Raw genomic sequence first — 19,366 nt, forward strand, 5'->3', positions numbered from 1 at the left:
AAGTCCCACCGATGCGCATCGGATTCTCCGTCCCCCAGTTCGGCCCCTTCGCCGACCCCGACCGCACCGCCGGCATGTGCGCCGCGCTGGAAGCGCTGGGCTGCCACGCCCTCTGGGTCGCCGACCGGCTCCTGGCACCGCTCACCCCCGCCGCGGGATATCCCGGCGGGAAGCCGATGCCCGACCGGTACGGCACCCATCTCGACCCGCTGCTCGCCCTGGGCGTGGCGGCCTCGGCCACCACACGGGTCCGGCTCGGCAGCAGCACGCTGGGCGCCCTGTGGCAACCGCCCCTCGTACTCGCCCGGGCGCTGACGACCCTCGACCTCATCAGCCACGGCCGCCTGGACGTGGGCCTCGGGCTCGGCTGGATGCGCGAGGAGTACACGGCCGCCGGGGTGCCCTGGCGGGGGCGCGGGGCACGGCTGGAGGAGACCCTTGACGTACTCGACGCCGTATGGCGGTCCGAGCGGGTCGTCCACAGCGGCCCCTTGTGGACGGTGCCCGAGTCGACCGTGCTGCCCAAGCCCCTCCAGAGACCGCGGCCGCCGATCCTGCTGGGCGGTTTCACCCCGTACGCCATGGAGCGGGTCGGCAGGCGCGCCGACGGCTGGCTCGGCGCGTCGATGCCGCTGCCCCACCTGGACGGCCTGTGGGCGGTCGCCGCGCAGGCGGCCGAGAGGGCTGGCCGCGACCCGGCGGCGCTGCGCCGGGTGTTCCGCGTGAACGCCGATGTCACGAAGACCGACGCCGACCCCGCCGAGACCCACCACCTCGGGACCGTGCGACAGATCTGCGAGCACCTCAGGGCGGTGTGCGCGGCGGAGACCGACGAGGTGCTCGTGGACCTCCAGTTGACGACGGACTCACCGCAGGAGTTCCTCGACCTCGCCTCGGAGTTCATGGCCGAATTGGCGTAGCCCCCAGGCCCGGGGCGCCTGCGGATTCCGGCCCCAGGTCGGCCAGTGCGGCCTGCGCGGCGCGCGTCCACAAGGGTGAGTCCCACGCGGCTGCCACCCTCATGGCTTCGAGGAAGTGACGCCGGGCCTCTTCGGGCCGGTCCAGGAAGCGGGCGAGTTCGCCGAGGGACTGCGCGACGGGCCGGAAGGCGAGGCTGAGGCTGCTCGCGCCGCCCGCCAGCCCCCGCAGGGGCAGCAGGTCCTGGTACACCTCCTCGGCCGCCGCGGTGTCGCCCAGGGCGATGGCGGCCACCGCACGCATCCCGGCCAGTATGGGATAGGCGAAGTCGCGCCGCAGCGGCACGCGTTGGCCGAAGATCTCCCGGGCCTGCGCAGGACGGTCGGCGGCCAGCAGCGCGAGTGCGGCGAGGGCCTCGTTGTGCGGCTTGTACCGCTCCCACACCTGGAGCAGTACGGGCAGCATCTCGGCGAGCCGGCCCTGCTGGAAGCGCATGCAGCCGACTCCGAGGGCGGCCAGTCCGCTGAGGTCCACCGCCCCTCGGGCCCGCAGCTCCGCGACCGCCGTCCCCAGGTCCCGCTCGGCCTCCTCGAAACGTCCCTGCGCCATGGCGACCATGGGATGGCGCAGCCTGGCCACCGCGAACGCGCCCTGGAGCTCGTACCTGCGGGCGATCTCGTCCGCTCGTACGAGACACCGCTCCATCTCGGCCGGGTCATTGCGCCCGGCCGCGATCCGGGCGGCGACGTAGGCGCTCATCCACGCGTACTCGGGACTGTCCTGGGCGGCGGCCACCTCGGCGAGTTCCCGGTGGAGTTCCCGGTAGGCGGCGGGTTCGAGTTCGCCGTCGACCTTGCGCAGCAGCGACGTGAGGGTCAGGCCCCGCAGGCGGGGCTCGCCCACGGTCCGTGCGAGGTCCACGGCCCGGCGCGCCACGGTCACCGCGCGGGGGTCGGTGTCGTCGAGGGCGTCGGCGAGCTGGTCCAGGAGCAGGCAGCGCTGCCGGTCGCCCAGTTCCGGGTCCTTCAGCAGCTCCCCGAGCTCCTCGACGGCCTCGGGGTCGGACGCCGCGTACGGGCGCACCCGCCAGGGCGTCGGCTCGGTCCACGTGGTGTAGGCGGCGGTCAGCAGCTCGGGCCGGCCCTCCGCGCGGGCCACCCGTACGGCCTGCTCCTGGGCCTCCCGTGCCGGCACCACGGCGCCCATGCGGATCCGGCAGTCCACCAGCTGCCCCAGCAGCAGCACCCGTAGCAGGGGCGCATCCTGGTCGGCGAAGGCGGCGGGGTGTTCGGCGAGGAGGGCGAGGGCCGCGTTTAGGAGGGCCTCGGCGTTCTGCGGCGCGTAGCGGCGCACCGCCTGCTCGCACGCGAGGCGGGCGTGGCGGACCGCGGGCCCGGCGTCGGCGCTCACGACCGCGGCCGCCCGCAGGAGGTGGTGCGCGATGGCGGAGACGTCGTCCGAGCCGAGGGCGATCAGGCTCCGGCCCAGGCGCGAATGCATCCGCGCGAGCCGCAGGCGCGTGAGGTCTCCCTCCAGAGCGTCCCGGACGAGGGCGTGGGTGAAGCGGACGGTACCCGGGCGCGGCTCGGTGAGCAGTCCGGCGGTGACGCCCGCGTCGAGGGCGTCGAGGAGCTGCTCGGCGTCGCCGTCCGCGGCGTGGACGAGGAGGGCGACCGCGGCCTCGCGTCCGGCGACGGCCGCGAGCCGCAGTCCGGCCGTGACGGCCGGCGCGAGCAGGGCCAGCCTTCGCCGCAGTACGTCCTGGACGCCCTGCGGGACACGGGCCAGCGCCTGCCGCTCGCCCTCACCGGCCAGCAGGAGCGAACTCTCGCGCAGGTGGAAGGGGTTGCCCCCGGCCCGTTCGGCCAGGGCCACCGCGGCGTGATCACTCATGGCGGCCGCGCCGCGCCGCAGCAGTTCCCGCGCCTGGGCGTCCGAGAGGCCGCCGAGGGCAAGCCTCAGGGGCGAGCAGGGGGCCAGCCGTGCCAGTGCCCCGGTCAGGTCGCCCTCGCCGGTGCGGTACGAGCCCACCAGCAGCAGGGGTACGTCGCGCAGCCGCTCGGCGCAGAGGAGGAACAGCTCGATGCTCTCCTGGTCGCCCCGGTGCAGGTCGTCCAGCACGATGGCGAGCGGTCGCCGCAGGGCCGTGTCGCGGAGCCAGCCGAGCAGCGCCTTGTGCAGGTGGAAACGCCGGGCCGGGCTCCCGTCCGGCAGCCCGAGGTCCCGCTCGGTTCCGGGCGCCAGCAGCGGGGCGAGCGCATCGGCGTACGGACCCGGCGGCGCGGCATGCGCCAGGGCCGGCAGCATGTCGAACCAGGCCCAGCCGGGCGGGGCCCCGTCCGTCTCCGGGCACTGTCCCGAGCCGACCAGCCAGCCCTGGGCAGGGAGTTGGCGGACGGCGGCCTCCAGGAGGCTCGATTTGCCGATACCGGCCTCACCGGAGATCAGGACCACCTGCGCGCGCCCGGCCCGGGCACGGTCGGCGGCGGCGGCGAGTCCGGCCAGCTCCTCGTCACGGCCCAGGAGCCGGTCCGCCGCCAGGGAGGTCGGGGCTGCCGGGGAGGTCGGGGCTCTCGCGGCCGGGGGCTGCGGGGGAAGGGCCGTCGGGGTCCTGTGCCCGGGTCCGGCCGGAGCCGGCGCTTGCGGGGCGGGCGCCTGTGGTTCCGGCGCTCCGGCGGTGGCCGCCCGTGGGTGTCCGGTGGCCGCCGCGGGGGTCCCGGTGGCCCGGTGGAGCACGTCGAGGCGCTGGTGCAGCAGGGCCTGCTCCAGCTCCAGCAGGGCGGGCCCGGGCTCGACCGCGAGTTCCTCTCCGAGTACGCGCCGGGCCTCGCGCAGCGCGGCCAGGGCGTCCCCCTGGCGGTCACGGGCCCACAGCGCCAGGGCCAGCAGTCGCCAGCCCTCCTCGTGCAGCGGCTGCTCCCGGGTCAGGGCGCCGGCGTCGGCGAGGGCTTGTGCGGCCTGCCCGCCGGCCAGCCGTGCCGCGGCGAGCCGTTCGCGGGCGGCGCGGTGCAGCTCGTCCAGTCGGGCGCGCTCGCCGGCGGTCCACGGCTCGTCCGAGAACTCGGCGTACGGCTGGCCGCTCCAGGACGCGAGCGCCTCGGCCAGCCCCTCGGCGGCGACGGGGGCGGGCAACTCCGGCGCCGAGCAGGCCAGCAGTCGGCCCTCGAACACCCAGGCGTCGACCGCGTCCGATTCCAGGGCGAGGGCGTAGCCGTAGGGCGCGCTGAGCAGCAGTCGCGCGGGCGTGCGCGGCGCGCGTTCCGGTTCGAGGACGCGCCGCAGACGCGCGATGTAGGCGTGGAGCGACGCGTGGGCGCTCGACGGGGCGCGGGTGGGCCACAGGCGCTCGATGATCCGCTCCGTGGGCACGACCGCCCCTCGGGCGAGCAGCAGTTGGACCAGGACCATACGGGCGAGCCGGCCCCCCGCATCGACCGGGCGGCCGTCGACCTCGACCCGGAGCGAGCCGAGCACCTTCACTGTGACCATGACAAGAACATGATAAGGGGAGGTTGCGGCCGCGGTCGCCCGGCAACGCGGTTCGTGAGCCCGGCGATTGTCAGTGGTGGGTGAGAAGGTTGGATCATCCAGTCGGGAAGAGGGGGAGCGGCCATGTCCGGAAACCAGAACTTCATCAATCACGTTGCTCTTGTGTTGGATGCCAGTTCGTCGATGTCGCATCTGAACCGGAAGGTCGTCGAAGTCGCCGACCAGCAAATCGCCTATCTGGCACGCCGGTCGGAGGAACTCGACCAGGAAACCCGGGTCACGGTGTACGTGTTCGCGGACAAGGTGGAATGCGTCATCTACGACAAGGACGTGCTGCGGATGCCGTCCCTGAAGCAGTTGTACCGGGTCGGCGGGATGACGGCTCTGCTGGCGGCCACGCTGAAGTCCCAGCGGGAGCTGGCGCAGACGGCCCAGCTGTACGGCGACCACAGCTTCCTGACGTTCGTGCTGACCGACGGGCAGGAGAACGCGAGTCACCGCTGCTCGGACGCCCCTTCCAGGGATCCGCGGGAACTGGCGCAGGCCGTGTCCCGGTTGATCGCGACGCAGGAGGACAACTGGACGCTGGCCGTCCTGGTGCCGGACCAGATGGGCAAGCGCGAGGCCATGCAGTGCGGTTTCCCGAAGGACAACATCGCCGTCTGGGACGCCACGAGCACGCAGGGGCTGGAGGACGCCGGGGAAGTCATCAAGCAGGCCACCGAAAAGTTCATGGTGGGGCGCTCGCAGGGAATCCGAGGATCGCGCGCGGTATTCTCCACGGGTGCGGACGCCGTCAACAAGGAAACGATCGAGGCGGCCGGTCTCACGCCGGTGGATCCGTCGGAGTACACGTTGATTCCGGTGGCCCGTGATGCGGGAATCCGGGAATGGGTCACCGAAAGCGGGCACGTCTATCGCACCGGTGGTGCTTTCTATCAGCTGAGCAAGTCGGAAAAGGTCCAGGCGCGAAAGCAGATCGCGGTGCTGGAGAAGAAGACGGACCGCGTGTACACGGGTCCGCAGGCCCGGGCCCTGCTCGGACTGCCGGATGTGGAGGTCCGCCTCAAGCCGGACCACAACGACGAGTTCACGATCTTCATCCAGAGCACCAGCGTGAACCGGAAGCTGGCGCCGAACACGCGCTTGCTGCTCATGAACTGACGCCGGTGAGGGCCCGGGTCGGTGCCGGGTGGGGTCCAAGGCCGGGCGGCACCGCGGGGTGCCGCCCGGCCGCCGGTGGGCGTCGGTGGCCGGGCGGGTCAGCGCAGTCCGGCGAAGAGGTCGTTCTCGGGTACGGCCGCGCCGGTGGCGTCCTGGACACGTACGAAGGTCTCCATGCCCATCAGCTCGGCGAACCGCTCCTTGCCCATCCTGAGGAAGAAGATGTTCTCGCCCTGACTGGCGTGCGCGGCCAGCGCGTCGAACTTCTGACCCGCGAAGGCGGTGGTGTCCACCCAGGTGGTGATCTCGTCGTCGGGAAGACCGATCTCGGCCAGCGCGGCGGTCTCCGCGGGGTCCGGCTCCGGCATGTCCTCGTGGAACTCGCGCATGATCTCGCCGAACCGCTGCATCGCCGAGCGCGGCATCGTCGTCCAGTACACCTTCGGGGTCAGCCCGGTCATCTCCAGCGCCGCCATGGTGATCCGGTGCGCCTGGATGTGGTCGGGGTGACCGTAGAAGCCGTTCGCGTCATAGGTGACGACCACATCGGGCCGGTAGTGCAGCATGAGGGTCGCGAGCCGGGCGGCGCCTTCCTCAACGGGGGTCTGCCAGAAGGATCCGGCGGCGTCGTTGCTCGGCCAGCCCATCATCCCGGAGTCGGCGTAGTCCAGCATCTCCAGGTCGCTGATCTTCAGGACTTCACAGCTCGCCTCGAGTTCCTGACGGCGCATCGAGGCGACGGCCGCCGGGTCGTGCCCGGGATCGCCCGGCTTGGCACCTCCCGGCCCGTCCCCGCACCCGCCGTCGGTACACGTCACCAAGACCGTGCGGATGCCCTCCGCCGCGTAGCGCGCGAGGACGCCGCCGGTTCCGGTGGCCTCGTCGTCGGGGTGGGCGTGCACTGCCATGAGCGTCAAAGGCCGGTCGGCCATGAAAGTCCTCCTGCGGAAATACGTCTGGGCGGCGTGCGCGCCGGGCGTCACGCAATGACGGGGACCGGCTCCTGCGGGAGCGGACGACTTCGACGTGTCCGTGTCCCCGCCGGTACGGCGCCGGTCCCCACCCCAGTACAACAGTGCCGGTCGGCCCGGCTGTTCCCGGCGCGGCCCATTGATCTTCCGGATGAGGAGCGCGAGCCGGGCGCCTACGGGGCCTCGGGGGCCACGCCGGGGCGTTCGCGCCAGAAGGCTCCGGAGGCGGCGCGGCGCACCAGCATGAGCACGACTCCGGCGCCCGCCAGGAACAACGCGATGATCAGGGGGGCGCCCAGACCGAACCAGGCGGTCGAACTGGAGGCGTTGCCCGGGTCGGCCATGTCGGCCACGGATTCCACCAGCAGCCAGATCAGCATGGCCGAGCCGAGCAGGGGGCCCAAGCCGAGCAGCAGGAAGGGGCCCGGTCCCCGCATCAGGCGGCGCCGGTACCAGACGGCGCAGGCGATGCCGGTGAGGGCGTAGTAGAAGGCGATGAGCAGGGACAGGGCGGTGAGGGAGTCAGCCAGGGCGTTCTCGCTGATCCGGTGGATGACGACGTACCAGACCGTCGCGGTGCCCGTGACCCACCAGGTGCTGGTGCTCGGCGTGCCCCGGCGCGCGTCTATGTGGGCGAAGGCGCCGGGCAGCGCCCCTCGGCGGGCCATGGACAGCGCCGTACGGGAGGCCGGGATGATGGTCGTCTGCGTCGAGGCGAGGGCGGAGGTGGCGACGGCGAGCAGCAGGATCCAGTCCCATCCGCCGAGCACCTCACGGGCGAGCGCGGCGAAGACGTCCTCCGCCGCATCGGCGTGTCCGGCGAGGTACGCGGTACCGGCGTAGGCGACGACGGCGAAGGCCACGGCCAGGTACGTCGCCAGCAGGACCACCGTGGACCAGATGCCGGCCCGGCCGGGGGCGTTCGCGGAGTCCTTGGTCTCCTCGGTCAGGTTGACGGCGGACTCCCAGCCCCAGTAGGCGAAGACGCCGAGCAGCAGGCCGCCGGTGAGCGCGGGGCCACCGGCCCCGAAGGGGTCGAGCCAGTCGGCGCCCGGGCGTACGGCATCCAGGGATCCCGTGCCGGCGTACACGCGGTAGACGGCGACGGCCGCGAACACGACGAGGCAGAGGACCTGGAGCAGTCCCAGGACGTTCTGGAAGCGGGCCGACACCTCGGTGCCGCGGACGCAGAGCCAGGACATGAGCAGGATCAGCAGGACGGTGAGGGCCTCGCGGACCAGGGTGTCGTCGGCCAGGCCGTCGGCCCCGACGGCGAGGAGGCCGAAGCCGACGGCGACGTCGGCGAGCGAGCCGACGACGAGTACTCCGGTCATCGCGATGGCCCAGCCGCCCAGCCATCCGGTGGTGGGGCCGAGGGCGCGGGTGACCCAGGAGAAGGTCGTACCGCAGTCCGGATCGGCCCGGTTGAGGAAGTGGAAGGCGGAGGCGATCAGCAGCATGGGGACGAAGGACGCGAGCATGACCCCGGGGGCGTGTACGCCGACCAGGGCGACGAGGGGTCCGATGACGGCGGCCAGCGAGTAGGCGGGCGAGGTGGCGTTGAGGCCGATGGCGAGGGCGTCGAGGAAGCCGATCGCGTCCGGTGTGAGGGCTCCGGCCGGGGTGGGCGCCTCCGGTGCGCCGTTCCCGCTCGGGGCGGCCGGGCCGGTCATCCCGGTCGGGCCGGCCGCGGCGGTCGGGCCGACCGGCGGCGCGGGCGCGGTGGTGGCCGTGGCGGCTCGGGGGGTGGTTTCCGGCGGGGTGTCTGCGGCCATCGTCCCTCGCTGTGCTGAGTGCGGTGTGCGGGCCGCGCCGTGGCGGCGCGGTGTGAACAGGGCGTGAACTGCGAAGAGGAAACCCGCGCGGGCGGGAAGGGGTCAATGGTGTTGGCATAAGGGCCCGCGCAGGTCCCGGCGACTGAGCGCGCCCGGGTCAGCCGGCCGGCGGCAGGGACCGGAGCCTGGCTTCCGCGCTCGCGAGCAGCATGTCCAGGGCGACCGGGTAGGCGCTGTGGTTCATGCGGGCGGCGAGCAGTCGCTTGGTGGCGGCGATGTGCGGGTACTCGTCGGCCGGCAGGCGCGCGTACGTGGACTCCCACTGCCCTTCGTCGGAGGTCCGGGAGGGCTCGGTCAGGGCGAGGGCTCCGGCGTCGAGCGCCGCGAAGGCCAGGCTCTGGTCGATGAAGGCGTGGTAGATCAGCACCGCCTCCGGATCGGGGAAACCCGCTGTGCGCAGGATGCCGAGGACGGCCTCGTCGGCGGCGATCTCGCGGGGCCGGCCGGTCACGCGGCCGGCGGTGAGCACGGCCGCCTGCGGGTGTGCGAGGTAGGCGCCGTGGATGCGCAGCCCGAGTTCGCGCAGGTCGTGACGCCACCGGCCGGTGACCGCCCAGCCGTCGAGGGCCCGGCCGATGAGCTCCTCGCCGATGGCCAGGGTGAGGGCGTCCATGCCGTCGAAGTACCGGTAGAGGGTGCTGGGATCGGCGCCGAGCGCGGCGCCGAGTCTGCGGGCCGACAGACCCGCGCTGCCGTGTTCGCGCAGCATGCGCAGGGCGGTCTCGACGATGAGCCGCTCGGACAGGACCACGCCCTGCCGGGTGGGGCGTCGCCGCCTGCGGGCTTCCTCGGGGACCACGGGCTTCGCCATCGGGCACCTTCCTCTCACGCCTCCACCCTTACGCCAACACCATTGACCTTATCTCGCGGCCCCGGCTTTCATCCCTCCCATGGGGCGCGGACCTCCGCGGACCTCACCGAGAGAGGGTTTCGTCATGCGTGTTCTGCTTGTGGGCGCCGGTGGCGTCGGTACCGCGATCACCCGGATCGCGGCCCGCCGGGACTTCTTCGACCGCTTCGTGGTCGCCGACTACGACCTGGACCGCGCCGAGGCGGCCGTGGCCGCGCTCGGCGAGGACGGCGGCCGGTTCCACGCGCGCCGCATCGACGCCTCCGACCAGGCGGCGGTGGCGGCGCTGCTGACCGAGGAGCGGTGCGACGTGCTGTTGAACGCCACGGATCCGCGGTTCGTGATGCCCTTGTTCGAAGCCGCGCTGGCGGCTGACAGTCACTACATGGACATGGCGATGTCCCTGTCCCGGCCGCACCCCGACCGGCCCTACGCGCAGTGCGGGGTCAAGCTCGGCGACGAACAGTTCGAGCGGGCCGGCGCCTGGGAGAAGTCGGGGCGGCTGGCTCTGGTCGGCATGGGTGTCGAGCCCGGCCTGTCGGACGTCTTCGCCCGGTACGCGGCAGACGAACTCTTCGACACGATCGAGGAGATCGGCATCCGCGACGGGGCGAACCTGACGGTCGAGGGTCACGAGTTCGCGCCGTCCTTCAACATCTGGACGACGATCGAGGAGTGCCTGAACCCGCCGGTGATCTACGAGCGCGAGCGCGGATGGTTCACCACCGAGCCGTTCAGCGAGCCGGAGGTCTTCGACTTCCCGGAGGGCATCGGGCCGGTCGAGTGCGTCAACGTCGAGCACGAGGAGGTGCTGCTGGTCCCGCGCCGGGTGGATGCCCGCCGGGTCACCTTCAAGTACGGCCTGGGCGAGGACTTCATCGGCAAGCTGAAGACCCTGCACGCGCTGGGCCTGGACTCGACCGAACCGGTCACGGTGCGCGGCGCGGACGGCAGCCCGGTACGGGTCTCTCCGCGCGACGTGGTCGCGGCGTGCCTGCCCGACCCGGCCGGCCTGGGCGAGCTGATGTCGGGCAAGACCTGCGCGGGGACGTGGGTGAAGGGCACCCGGAACGGCCGCCCGCGCGAGGTGTACCTGTACCACGTGGTGGACAACCAGTGGTCGATGCGCGAGTACGGGTCGCAGGCCGTGGTGTGGCAGACCGCGGTCAACCCGGTCGTGGCGCTCGAGCTCATGGCCGGCGGGGTCTGGGCGGAGTCGGGCGTACTCGGCCCGGAGGCCCTTCCGCCGCGCCCGTTCCTGGACCTGCTGACCGCGTACGGCTCCCCTTGGGGCATCCGCGAACAGGGCTGATCGCAGCCGTCCGCCGCTGTCGCGGGCCGTTTCGGACTCCGGCCGCCCCGGCCCGCGACAGCGGCCCTCGCCCCTTGCCCGGACGGGCGCGACATGACCGATCTCAAGATCATCGGCATCGACGGCGGTGTGTCGGCCGTACGTTCATCTGGTTCGCGCTCCCACCGCCCTCAGGCGAGCGACCGCATGTCCCACCGTGGTCGAGCCCGCGCGCGTCGTACCCCTCGACGTGCGCGGAAATCGGTGCGGCGGCGGAAGCACACCCGTCCGCTCACACAACCGGGGCCTTCCGAATGAACACCTCACCGCACGGAAAGAACACCTCACCGCACAGACAGATCAGCCGGCAGCACCGCACGACGCTGCGCCGGCTCATCGCCATCACCACCGTCACGCTGGTCTTCGACGGCTACGACCTGGTCGTCTACGGGACCGTGGTCCCACAGTTCCTGCGCGACCCGAGTCAGATCGGCCACCTCTCCGTCGCCCAGGCCGGCGCGCTCGGCTCCTATGCGCTCATGGGCGTCATGGTCGGCGCGCTGAGCGCCGGAGCGGTCGGCGACCACGTAGGACGCCGTCGCGTCATGATCGCGGGGATCATCTGGTTCTCCGTCGCCATGGGGCTGAGCGCCTTCGCCACGAGCATCCCCGAGTTCGGCGTCCTGCGCTTCCTCACCGGTATCGGGGTGGGCGCCCTGGTGGCCACCGCCGCCGCGATGGTCGCGGAGTTCGCGCCGCCCCACCGCCGCAACGTCTACAACGCGATCGTCTACAGCGGCGTCCCCGTCGGCGGTGTCCTCGCCGCGGTCTTGGCACTCATCACCTCCGGCGGGGACAGCTGGCGCACCCTGTTCCTCTTCGGTGCGGCTCCCCTCGTGGTCCTGCTGCCGGTCACACTGCTGTGCCTGCCCGAGTCTCCCAAGTGGCTCCAGGCGCGCGGGCACACCGAGCGGGCCCACCTGCTCTCCGAGCGCACCGGAGTCGCGCTGAACGGGCCGGTCCGGGCGGCCGACGACGAGAAGGTCGGCTTCGCGGCGCTGGCGAGCCGCCGGTACGCTCTGCCCACGGTTCTGCTCGGCCTGATGAGCTGCTCCGGTCTCCTGCTCACTTACGCCCTGAACACGTGGCTGCCCGAGATCATGGGGCAGAGCGGCTTCGACAAATCGTACTCACTGGTCTTCCTGCTCGCCCTGAACGGCGGGGCGGTCATCGGTGGGCTTCTCGCCTCCCGGGCCGCCGACCGGAGGGGCCCGCAGCGGGTGATCACCTCCACCTTCGTGCTGGCCGCCGTCTCCCTGGTGCTGCTCACCCTGGGGCTGCCCCTCGGGGCTCTGCTGGCGCTGGTCGCGGTGGCCGGAATCGGCACGATCGGCACCCAGGTCCTGGTGTACGGCTTCGTCGCGAACTACTACGACACCCGGGCCCGCGCCGCCGGAGTCGCCTGGTGTGCCGGGTTCGGCCGGCTCGGTGGCATCGGCGGGCCCCTGGTCGGCGGCGCCCTGATGAGCGCCGGCATCTCGCCCCACCACGCGTTCTACGCCTTCGCCGGCGTCGCCGTCCTCGGTGCGCTGGTGACCCTCTTCGTTCCGCGCCGGAGCACCGGGGAGGAGGCCGCGGCCGAGTACGTGACCGAGCCGGGTGTGCCCGAGTCCGCACCCGGCTCGATGCCCGACTCCGTGTCCGTTCCCACGTCCGCGTCGATTCCCGTGGGGTGACGCCCCTCGGCGGCTCAGGTGACGTCAGGTGCACCCGCCCGCCGCGCGGTCCTGCGGTGCCCGGCGGCGCTGCGCGGGGTCGGTCAGAGCCGGCGGGCGCCACACGCCGTCGGGCTGGTAGAGGTTCGTCCCCGGCGGCACGATCTCGTCGATCCGGTCGAGCGCCGCGTCATCAAGGACCAGTCCGGCGCCCTTGACCAGCGAGTTCAGTTGGTCCATGGTCCGCGGACCGATGATCACCGAAGTGACCGCGGGATGGGCGACGGGGAAGGCGACCGCAAGCTCGGGCAAGGTGCAGCCGATCCCGTCGGCGAGCTCGACGAGCGCTTCCACGGCCTCCAGTTTCGCGATGTTGCCGGCAATCGCCGGGTCGAAGCGCGCGGGTGTCAGCGCCGCCCTCCCCGTGCTCAGGTCGACGGGCCCGCCCAGCCGGTACCTGCCGCTCAGGAAGCCGGAGGCCAGCGGGCTCCAGGTCAGTACGCCCATGCCGTGGCGCCGGGCGACCGGCAGCACGGCGGCCTCCACCCCGCGCGCGAGGATCGAGTACGGGGGCTGCTCCGTACGGAACCGCGGCAGGGCCCGCCGCTCGGCGACGTGGTGCGCCTCTGCGATCTCCTCGGCGGGGAAGGTGGAGCAGCCGAAGGCGCGGATCTTGCCCGCCCGCACCAGGTCGCCGAGGACCGAGAGGGTCTCCTCGACGTCCGTCGTGTGGTCGGGCCGGTGCACCTGGTAGAGGTCGATCCAGTCGGTGTCCAACCGCCGCAGGCTGTCCTCGGCGGCCTGCGTGATCCACCGCCGCGAGTTTCCGCTGCGGTTGCGCCCCTCTCCCATCCGGAAGTGGACCTTGGTGGCGAGTACGACGTCATCGCGCCGCCCCCTGAGCGCCTTGCCCACGATCTCTTCGGACTCTCCGGCGGAGTACATGTCTGCCGTGTCGACGAAGTTGATGCCCTGATCGAGTGCGGCGTGGATGATGCGCACGCAGTCCTCGTGATCCCCGTTCCCCACCGCTCCGAACATCATCGTGCCGAGGCAGTGCGCGCTCACCTCTATGCCGGTCCCACCCAGGGTGCGGTATCTCATGGTCATGGGGCGGAACTCCAGGAGTTGGAGTGCGCTCCAGCGCAAGCACTCGGCAGACAGCCCCGGTTGGACCAGCTCCTCTGCCCACCGAACCGCGCGGCGGCACCGGCTTCGCATTCCGGCCGACAGCGGGTGCGGGTCTTCGCAATACGGCTTTCGCGGGCACCGGGACGGGTCGAAAGTGGAAGCATGTCCTCCCCCACGATCGCCGGGCTCACCCAGGACGGGTCCGGCGACGACTGCGCACGTGTGCGGCGTCTGCTCGCCCGTGCCGGTTTCGAGACGGTGCCGCAGGACGGGCACGGCCTGCGCGTCTGGGCGGCGCCGGAGGGCGTCTTGATCGGATGGGCCGCTCAGGAGGTACTGCGGCCGACCATCCAGGTCCACGGTCACGAGGAGGACCTCTCCCGGTTCACCGCCCTGCCGGGCCTGCACACCGCTCTGCGGACGGCTCTGGCGGTGACCCTGCGGGACGGCGGCCTCGATGTGGCGGTCCGGGGTGATCACCTCCTCGCGCTGCGGCCCCGGGAGGCCACGGGCTCCGGTCCTGCCCCGGACCCGGCCGTTTAGCCGGCCGGCGCCCCGGCCCGGGCTACGTGGCCGGGCCGCTCTCCCCCAGGGTGTGGCTCGGCGCGTGCCCGTATGCCGCGCGGTAGGCGGCGGCGAAACGGCCGAGGTGGTGGAAGCCCCACCGATGGGCGATGGCCGCCACCCCGACCCCGTCCGCCGGGCCGGCCGCCAGCAGGTCGGCGTGCGCGAGGTCGAGCCGTACGCGGCGCAGGTAGGCGGTCGGCGTCGTACCGGCATGCCGGCGAAAGGCGTACTGGAGCGCTCTCGGGGTGACGCCCGCGGCCGCGGCCATCTCCGTCAGACCGATCTCGGCGTCGGGCGCGGATTCGATGAAGGCCACGGCTCGCCGGACGGTCTCCGACGTCGCGTCGCGGGTGTCGGCCAGTACGGGCGCGGGGTGCGCGGTGTTCGGGAAAGTGGTCAGCACATGGGCTGCGATCATGCGGGCGGCGGCGTCCAGCACCAGCGGTTCACCGGCCGCGGGCCCGGCCAGGACGTCCGACTCCAGATAGGCCACGGCCTTCTTCCACTGCTGCGCCAGCGCCGGGGAGACGGGGGTGAACCGGGTGAACCGCAGCGGCGGCGCGGGCCGGCCCGGCCGGCGGCCCGCGGCGTCCTCGACGAGTCGGCGGGGCAGGGACACCGCGTGCAGCTCGGCCCCCTCGACGCGGCCGGTGTACGGCTGGTCGGGCTGTGAGATCGCGAGGACGTCGCCCGGCCCCGCGGCGAGGGCGTCGTCGGCGCATTCCCGGTGCATCCGGCCGCTCACCACATGGGTGATGGCCACGGCGTCCAGCGGCTCGCTGGCGTACGCGTACTCGGCGGCCAGCGCGAGCGTGCTCAGCGTGACGGGGCCGGCGAGCGTACGGGAGTAGCTGAAGGTGCCGTTCGGCGCGGGGGACCTCATCCGCAGGCTCGTGCCGTACGCGTTCCTCATCCAGTCGCGGGCGGCTTCCAGGTCCGTGATCCGGAAGCTCGTCCGGCCGGGCGAACCGGCCGGGGAATTCCGTCGCATCGCAGCCCTCCCCCTTCCGCAGGCGGCCGGCTGGAGGCCCGGCCCGGCCTTCCAGAATAGGGTCGCTCCAGGCGGGCGGACCTACGCCCTTCGGGCAGAACCGCTGCGCATCCCCGCCCCGTACGACGCGCGGCGCTCACGCCCGTGTCAGGATGCAGGCCGCGACGCGCGCGCCCCGCATCGCGCGCAGGGACGCCTCCCGCCCCGACGAGGAGAGCCATGAACCACACGACCAGCCGGATCCTGGTGACCGGTTCCGCCGACGGGCTGGGACGGGCGGCAGCCGAGTCCCTGCTGTCCGCGGGGCACGAGGTGGTGGTGCACGCCCGGAACCCGGAGCGGGCGGCCGCCCTCGCCCCGCTGCTGGAGCGCGGCGCGGGCCTGGTGGTGGGCGACTTCACCGACCGCGGCACCGTACGGCGCATCGCCGAGGAGCTGAACGACGCGAAGCCGCTCGACGCGGTCATCCACAACGCGGGGGTGTGGAGCGGCCCGGCGGTCATGCCGGTCAACGTCATCGCGCCGTACCTCCTCACGGCCCTGGTGCGCGGGCCCCGCCGCCTCGTGTACCTGAGCAGCGGCTCCCATTTCGACGGTCACCCCCACTCCTCGCTCGACGGCATCGACTGGCGGGGCGAGCAGGCGGGCTCGTACGCCGACAGCAAGCTGTTCGTCACGGCGCTCGCGGCCGCCGTCGCCCGCCTGCGCCCGGAGGTGGCGAGCAACGCCGTGGATCCGGGCTGGGTCCCGACGAGGATGGGAGGCCCGCACGCGCCGGACGACCTCGAACTCGGCCACCGGACACAGGAATGGCTGGCGACGAGCGCCGATCCCGAGGCCCTGACGAGCGGCGGGTACTGGTACCACCGCCGGCGGCAGCCGCCCCACCGGGCGGTCCACGACCGGGCCTTCCAGGACCGCCTGCTGCGGGCGCTGGCCCAGGAGACGGGCGCCGCCGTCTGATCCGTACGTATCGGGCGGGGGGCGGACGGAGCCGGGGGCGGGAGGGACCGGGCGCATCCTCCGACCGGTTGGCCTGCGGACTTCGGGACAGAAGCACGACGTGCTGAAGATATCTCTCGTGGCCCTGCTCGCCGTGGTCGCCATAGGTGCGTCGGTCGCCGCCGCCCTGACCACGCCGTGGCTCGCGGCCCTCGCCGTCCCCCTGGTCCTGCTCGTGCTGGTGGCCGTACACGACCTCGTACAGCGCCGGCACTCGATCCTGCGGAACTACCCGCTGCTGGGGCACCTCCGCTTCGCCTTGGAGGCCCTGCGGCCGGAGATCCAGCAGTACTTCGTCGAGCGGAACTTCGACGGCCGCCCCTTCGACCGGGACACCCGCAGCATCGTTTACGAGCGGGCCAAGGGGACCGACGCCGAGGAGCCGTTCGGCACCGAGCTCGACCTGTACCGGCCCGGCAGTGAGTACCTCGTGCCGTCGATGGCCCCGCGGCCGGTGCGCACGGATCCGCCCCGGGTGCGGATCGGCGGACCCGACTGCACCCGCCCGTACGACATGGCCCTGCTCAACGTGTCGGCGATGAGCTTCGGCTCGCTGTCGGCCAATGCCGTACTCGCCCTCAACGCGGGCGCGCACGCGGGCGGCTTCGCCCACGACACCGGCGAGGGCGGGCTGTCGGAGTACCACCTGCGCCCGGGCGGGGACCTCGTCTGGGAGATCGGCACCGGCTACTTCGGCTGCCGGACCGACGACGGGGGCTTCGACGAACGGCAGTTCGCCCGGAAGGCCGCGTACGAGCAGGTCAAGTGCGTGTCGCTGAAGATCAGCCAGGGCGCCAAGCCGGGCATCGGCGGCGTCCTGCCGGGAGCCAAGGTCAACGCCGAAATCGCCGAGGTGCGCGGTGTCCCGCAGGGCAGGACGGTCGTGTCGCCTCCGTTCCACCGCGTCTACTCCACGCCGCGCGAGCTGGTGCGCTTCGTGGCCCGGCTGCGCGAGCTCGCCGACGGCAAACCGGTCGGTTTCAAGCTCTGCGTCGGCTCGCGGCGGGAGTTCCTCGCAGTGTGCAAGGCCATGCTGGAGGAGGGCACCACACCGGATTTCATCATCGTCGACGGCGCGGAGGGCGGAACGGGCGCCGCGCCGCTGGAATTCGCCGACTACGTCGGGCTGCCACTCGGCGAAGGGCTGATGACCGTCCACAACGCCCTCGTGGGCACGGGCCTGCGCGAGCGCATCCGAATCGGCGCCAGCGGCAAGGTCGCCACCGGCAGTGACCTGGTCAAACGCCTCCTCCAGGGAGCCGACTACACCAATGCCGCCCGCGCCATGATGTTCGCGGTGGGCTGCATCCAGGCCCAGCGCTGCCACACCAACACCTGCCCCGTGGGGGTCGCCACCCAGGACGAGCGGCGCGCCCGAGCCCTGGACGTCGGCGAGAAGGCGGAACGCGTGCAACGCTTCCAGGAGGCCACCGTCAAGAGCGCCCTGCAGATCATGGCGGCGATGGGCGTCGACGAGCCGTCCGGGCTGAGCCCGCACCAGCTGGTACACCGGGTGGATCCGCATACCGTCCACTCCTACGCGGAACTCCACGAGTGGCTCACACCCGGACAACTGCTCGCATCGGCTCCCGAGAGCTGGGCATCCGACTGGCGGGCGGCCGACCCGGACCGCTTCACCCACTGACATCGCGCCGGCCCTCGCCGCGGGGGCCGCACCGGACCGAAGGGCACTCCTGTGGCACGTACCGTCGCCCACGTGATCGTCGACGCACTCAAGGAACTGGGTGTCCGGCACGTCTTCGGCGTCGTCGGGGACGCCCTGAACCCCCTGACCGACGCCATCCGCACCACCGACGACCTGGACTGGGTCGGCTGCCGGCACGAGGAGGCCGCGGCCTTCGCGGCCTCGGCGCAGTCGCAGCTGTCCGACACCCTCGGGGTGTGCATGGGCACGGTCGGGCCGGGTTCCGTGCACCTCCTCAACGGGCTCTACGACGCGGCCAAGAGCCGCACGCCGGTCCTGGCGATCTGCGGGCAGGTCCCGCTCGCCGAGGTCGGCAGCGACTACTTCCAGGAAGTCGACAACGACCTGCTCTTCCGCGACGTGGCCGTCTACCGCGCCACCGTCACCTCCCCCGACCAGATGCCGAGGATGCTCGAATCGGCCGTGCGCGCCGCCGTGACCCAGGGCGGGGTGGCCGTCCTGACCGTACCCGGCGACCTCGGCGACCAGGAGCTGAGCGAGGACCGCCCCACGCGCTTCGCCCTCGCCGCGCCCCGCACGCGGCCCGAGGACCCGGCCCTCGCCGAGGCCGCCGAGCTGCTGAACTCCGCCTCCCGGGTCACGCTGCTCGTCGGCCGCGGGGCGCGCGAGGCCCGTACCGAGGTGCTCCGGGCCGCGGAGCTGCTCGCAGCGCCCATGGTGCTCACGCTCAAGGCGAAGGAGGGCTTCGAGGGAGACAACCCCTTCCAGGTGGGGCAGACCGGCCTGATCGGGAATCCCGCTGCGGCGCACGCGCTCGACAACGGCGACGCGCTCTTGATGCTGGGCACCGACTTCCCCTACCGCGACTGGTACCCGACGGGCTGCAAGGTGGTTCAGGTGGACACCCGGGCGGAGCACCTGGGGCGCCGGGTCCCGGTGGACGTGGGTCTCGCGGGCGATGTCGGGGCCACCCTGCGCGCCCTGCTGCCCCTGCTGGAGGCGGCCTCCGACCGTACGCACCTGGACGGCGCCCGGGAGCGGTTCGCGCGCTGGGAGGAGGGGCAGCAGCGGCTGGCCGACCCCGGCCACGAGCGCCGGTGGACCGGCAGGCTGCGAGCGGCCCTCGACAACCGAGACCACGAGATCCGTCCGGAGGCGCTGGCCGCCGCGGTGGACCGGTACGCCGACGAGGACGCCGTGTTCACCTCCGACACCGGCATGGCCACCGTGTGGCTGTCCCGCTTCGTCGGCATGCGCGGGAGCCGGCGGCTGGTCGGCTCGTACAACCTCGGGTCGATGGCGAACGCCATGCCCCAGGCGCTCGGGGCGCAGCTGTGGGCGCCCGACCGGCAGGTCGTCGCCTTCTGCGGTGACGGCGGGCTGAGCATGCTGCTCGGGGACCTGATGACGATCAAGACGTACGGGCTCCCGGTGAAGCTCGTGGTCTTCGACAACCGCAGGCTGGGCATGGTCAAGCTCGAACAGGAGCAGGCGGGCCTGCCCGAGTTCGGTACACAACTGGACAACCCCGATTTCGCCGCCGTCGCCACGGCACTCGGCCTGACCGGGATCCGGGTCACCGATCCGGCCCAGCTCCACGACAGTGTGCGCCGGGCCATGCAGACTCCGGGGCCGGTCCTGCTGGACGTACTGACGAACCCCGAGGAAGTGGCCGTGCCGGGCAAGCCGACCGTGGCCCAGGGATGGGGCTTCGCCATCGCCAAGATCAAGGAGACGCTGTCGAGCCACGAAGGCTGACGCAGGACCCCGGCCCCG

The 19,366-nt window shown here is 72.6% G+C and carries 14 protein-coding genes; 8 read left to right on the forward strand and 6 right to left on the reverse strand.

Annotated features, from left to right (window positions below; genetic code table 11):
• Nucleotides 1-920: TIGR03619 family F420-dependent LLM class oxidoreductase (locus ACS04_RS24785; protein ID WP_342449534.1), on the forward strand; the 920-nt coding region annotated here is incomplete at its 5' end.
• Here ACS04_RS24785 and ACS04_RS24790 read toward each other — a convergent pair.
• Nucleotides 901-4,407: an ATP-binding protein gene (locus ACS04_RS24790; RefSeq protein WP_053080939.1), complete on the reverse strand. Its 3,507-nt coding sequence runs from the start codon at nucleotides 4,405-4,407 to the stop codon at nucleotides 901-903. The two genes, ACS04_RS24785 and ACS04_RS24790, sit on opposite strands and share 20 nt — an antisense overlap.
• A 123-nt stretch (nucleotides 4,408-4,530) precedes the next feature.
• On the opposite strand from ACS04_RS24790, the gene ACS04_RS24795 reads away from it, so the two are divergent.
• Nucleotides 4,531-5,571, forward strand: a complete 1,041-nt coding sequence (locus tag ACS04_RS24795) for a vWA domain-containing protein (protein WP_048478969.1) — start codon at nucleotides 4,531-4,533, stop codon at nucleotides 5,569-5,571.
• A 98-nt stretch (nucleotides 5,572-5,669) separates the two neighbouring features.
• On the opposite strand, the gene ACS04_RS24800 is transcribed toward ACS04_RS24795, so the two are convergent.
• The 3 genes from ACS04_RS24800 to ACS04_RS24810 form a co-directional block, all read right to left on the reverse strand.
• The gene (locus ACS04_RS24800; RefSeq protein ID WP_048478970.1) at nucleotides 5,670-6,503 is read right to left on the reverse strand and encodes a PIG-L family deacetylase; all 834 of its coding nucleotides are present in this window, start codon (nucleotides 6,501-6,503) and stop codon (nucleotides 5,670-5,672) included.
• A gap of 212 nt (nucleotides 6,504-6,715) precedes the next feature.
• Nucleotides 6,716-8,215 (reverse strand): APC family permease, encoded by a 1,500-nt coding sequence (locus ACS04_RS24805; RefSeq protein WP_048479004.1) that lies wholly within the window; start codon nucleotides 8,213-8,215, stop codon nucleotides 6,716-6,718.
• Nucleotides 8,216-8,474: 259 nt separating this feature from the next.
• Nucleotides 8,475-9,188: a TetR/AcrR family transcriptional regulator gene (locus ACS04_RS24810; RefSeq protein ID WP_048478971.1), complete on the reverse strand. Its 714-nt coding sequence runs from the start codon at nucleotides 9,186-9,188 to the stop codon at nucleotides 8,475-8,477.
• Nucleotides 9,189-9,312: 124 nt separating this feature from the next.
• Between ACS04_RS24810 and ACS04_RS24815 the strand changes: the two genes are divergently transcribed.
• Both ACS04_RS24815 and ACS04_RS24820 read left to right on the forward strand, forming a co-directional pair.
• Nucleotides 9,313-10,539 carry a saccharopine dehydrogenase family protein gene (locus ACS04_RS24815; RefSeq protein ID WP_048478972.1) on the forward strand — a complete coding sequence of 409 codons (1,227 nt, stop codon included), beginning with the start codon at nucleotides 9,313-9,315 and terminating at the stop codon, nucleotides 10,537-10,539.
• Nucleotides 10,540-10,832: 293 nt separating this feature from the next.
• Nucleotides 10,833-12,254, forward strand: coding sequence for an MFS transporter (locus ACS04_RS24820; protein ID WP_048478973.1), 1,422 nt, complete (start codon nucleotides 10,833-10,835; stop codon nucleotides 12,252-12,254).
• 24 nt (nucleotides 12,255-12,278) lie between these two features.
• Here the strand turns inward: ACS04_RS24820 and ACS04_RS24825 are convergent, their stop codons facing one another.
• Nucleotides 12,279-13,337 carry an aldo/keto reductase gene (locus ACS04_RS24825; protein WP_048479005.1) on the reverse strand — a complete coding sequence of 353 codons (1,059 nt, stop codon included), beginning with the start codon at nucleotides 13,335-13,337 and terminating at the stop codon, nucleotides 12,279-12,281.
• A gap of 189 nt (nucleotides 13,338-13,526) precedes the next feature.
• Here ACS04_RS24825 and ACS04_RS24830 point away from each other — a divergent pair, with 189 nt between their 5' ends.
• On the forward strand, nucleotides 13,527-13,907 hold the full coding sequence (locus tag ACS04_RS24830) for a hypothetical protein (RefSeq protein ID WP_048478974.1): 381 nt from the start codon (nucleotides 13,527-13,529) through the stop codon (nucleotides 13,905-13,907).
• Nucleotides 13,908-13,929: 22 nt separating this feature from the next.
• Here the strand turns inward: ACS04_RS24830 and ACS04_RS24835 are convergent, their stop codons facing one another.
• Nucleotides 13,930-14,922 (reverse strand): AraC family transcriptional regulator, encoded by a 993-nt coding sequence (locus ACS04_RS24835; RefSeq protein WP_048478975.1) that lies wholly within the window; start codon nucleotides 14,920-14,922, stop codon nucleotides 13,930-13,932.
• 219 nt (nucleotides 14,923-15,141) lie between these two features.
• Here ACS04_RS24835 and ACS04_RS24840 point away from each other — a divergent pair, with 219 nt between their 5' ends.
• The 3 genes from ACS04_RS24840 (at nucleotide 15,142) to ACS04_RS24850 (ending at nucleotide 19,348) form a co-directional block, all read left to right on the forward strand.
• Nucleotides 15,142-15,885: an SDR family NAD(P)-dependent oxidoreductase gene (locus ACS04_RS24840; protein WP_048478976.1), complete on the forward strand. Its 744-nt coding sequence runs from the start codon at nucleotides 15,142-15,144 to the stop codon at nucleotides 15,883-15,885.
• A 100-nt stretch (nucleotides 15,886-15,985) separates the two neighbouring features.
• A complete protein-coding gene (locus ACS04_RS24845) occupies nucleotides 15,986-17,569 on the forward strand; it encodes an FMN-binding glutamate synthase family protein (RefSeq protein WP_048478977.1) in 1,584 nt (527 codons plus the stop codon).
• A gap of 51 nt (nucleotides 17,570-17,620) precedes the next feature.
• Complete coding sequence (locus ACS04_RS24850; RefSeq protein ID WP_048478978.1) at nucleotides 17,621-19,348, forward strand: thiamine pyrophosphate-dependent enzyme; 1,728 nt, start codon at nucleotides 17,621-17,623, stop codon at nucleotides 19,346-19,348.
• Nucleotides 19,349-19,366 lie beyond the last annotated feature (18 nt).

Origin of the sequence: Streptomyces roseus (genome assembly GCF_001044425.1) — a bacterium.
GTDB classification, from domain to species: domain Bacteria; phylum Actinomycetota; class Actinomycetes; order Streptomycetales; family Streptomycetaceae; genus Streptomyces; species Streptomyces roseus.

What these genes read in the sequence shown, in the direction of transcription:
- ACS04_RS24805 (WP_048479004.1), bottom strand. Translation starts at nt 8,215, where the DNA reads ATGACCGGCCCGGCCGCCCCGAGCGGGAACGGCGCACCGGAGGCGCCC.
- ACS04_RS24790 (WP_053080939.1), bottom strand. Translation starts at nt 4,407, where the DNA reads ATGGTCACAGTGAAGGTGCTCGGCTCGCTCCGGGTCGAGGTCGACGGC.
- ACS04_RS24820 (WP_048478973.1), top strand. Translation starts at nt 10,833, where the DNA reads ATGAACACCTCACCGCACGGAAAGAACACCTCACCGCACAGACAGATC.
- ACS04_RS24825 (WP_048479005.1), bottom strand. Translation starts at nt 13,337, where the DNA reads ATGAGATACCGCACCCTGGGTGGGACCGGCATAGAGGTGAGCGCGCAC.
- ACS04_RS24815 (WP_048478972.1), top strand. Translation starts at nt 9,313, where the DNA reads ATGCGTGTTCTGCTTGTGGGCGCCGGTGGCGTCGGTACCGCGATCACC.
- ACS04_RS24810 (WP_048478971.1), bottom strand. Translation starts at nt 9,188, where the DNA reads ATGGCGAAGCCCGTGGTCCCCGAGGAAGCCCGCAGGCGGCGACGCCCC.
- ACS04_RS24835 (WP_048478975.1), bottom strand. Translation starts at nt 14,922, where the DNA reads ATGCGACGGAATTCCCCGGCCGGTTCGCCCGGCCGGACGAGCTTCCGG.
- ACS04_RS24800 (WP_048478970.1), bottom strand. Translation starts at nt 6,503, where the DNA reads ATGGCCGACCGGCCTTTGACGCTCATGGCAGTGCACGCCCACCCCGAC.
- ACS04_RS24840 (WP_048478976.1), top strand. Translation starts at nt 15,142, where the DNA reads ATGAACCACACGACCAGCCGGATCCTGGTGACCGGTTCCGCCGACGGG.
- ACS04_RS24795 (WP_048478969.1), top strand. Translation starts at nt 4,531, where the DNA reads ATGTCCGGAAACCAGAACTTCATCAATCACGTTGCTCTTGTGTTGGAT.
- ACS04_RS24830 (WP_048478974.1), top strand. Translation starts at nt 13,527, where the DNA reads ATGTCCTCCCCCACGATCGCCGGGCTCACCCAGGACGGGTCCGGCGAC.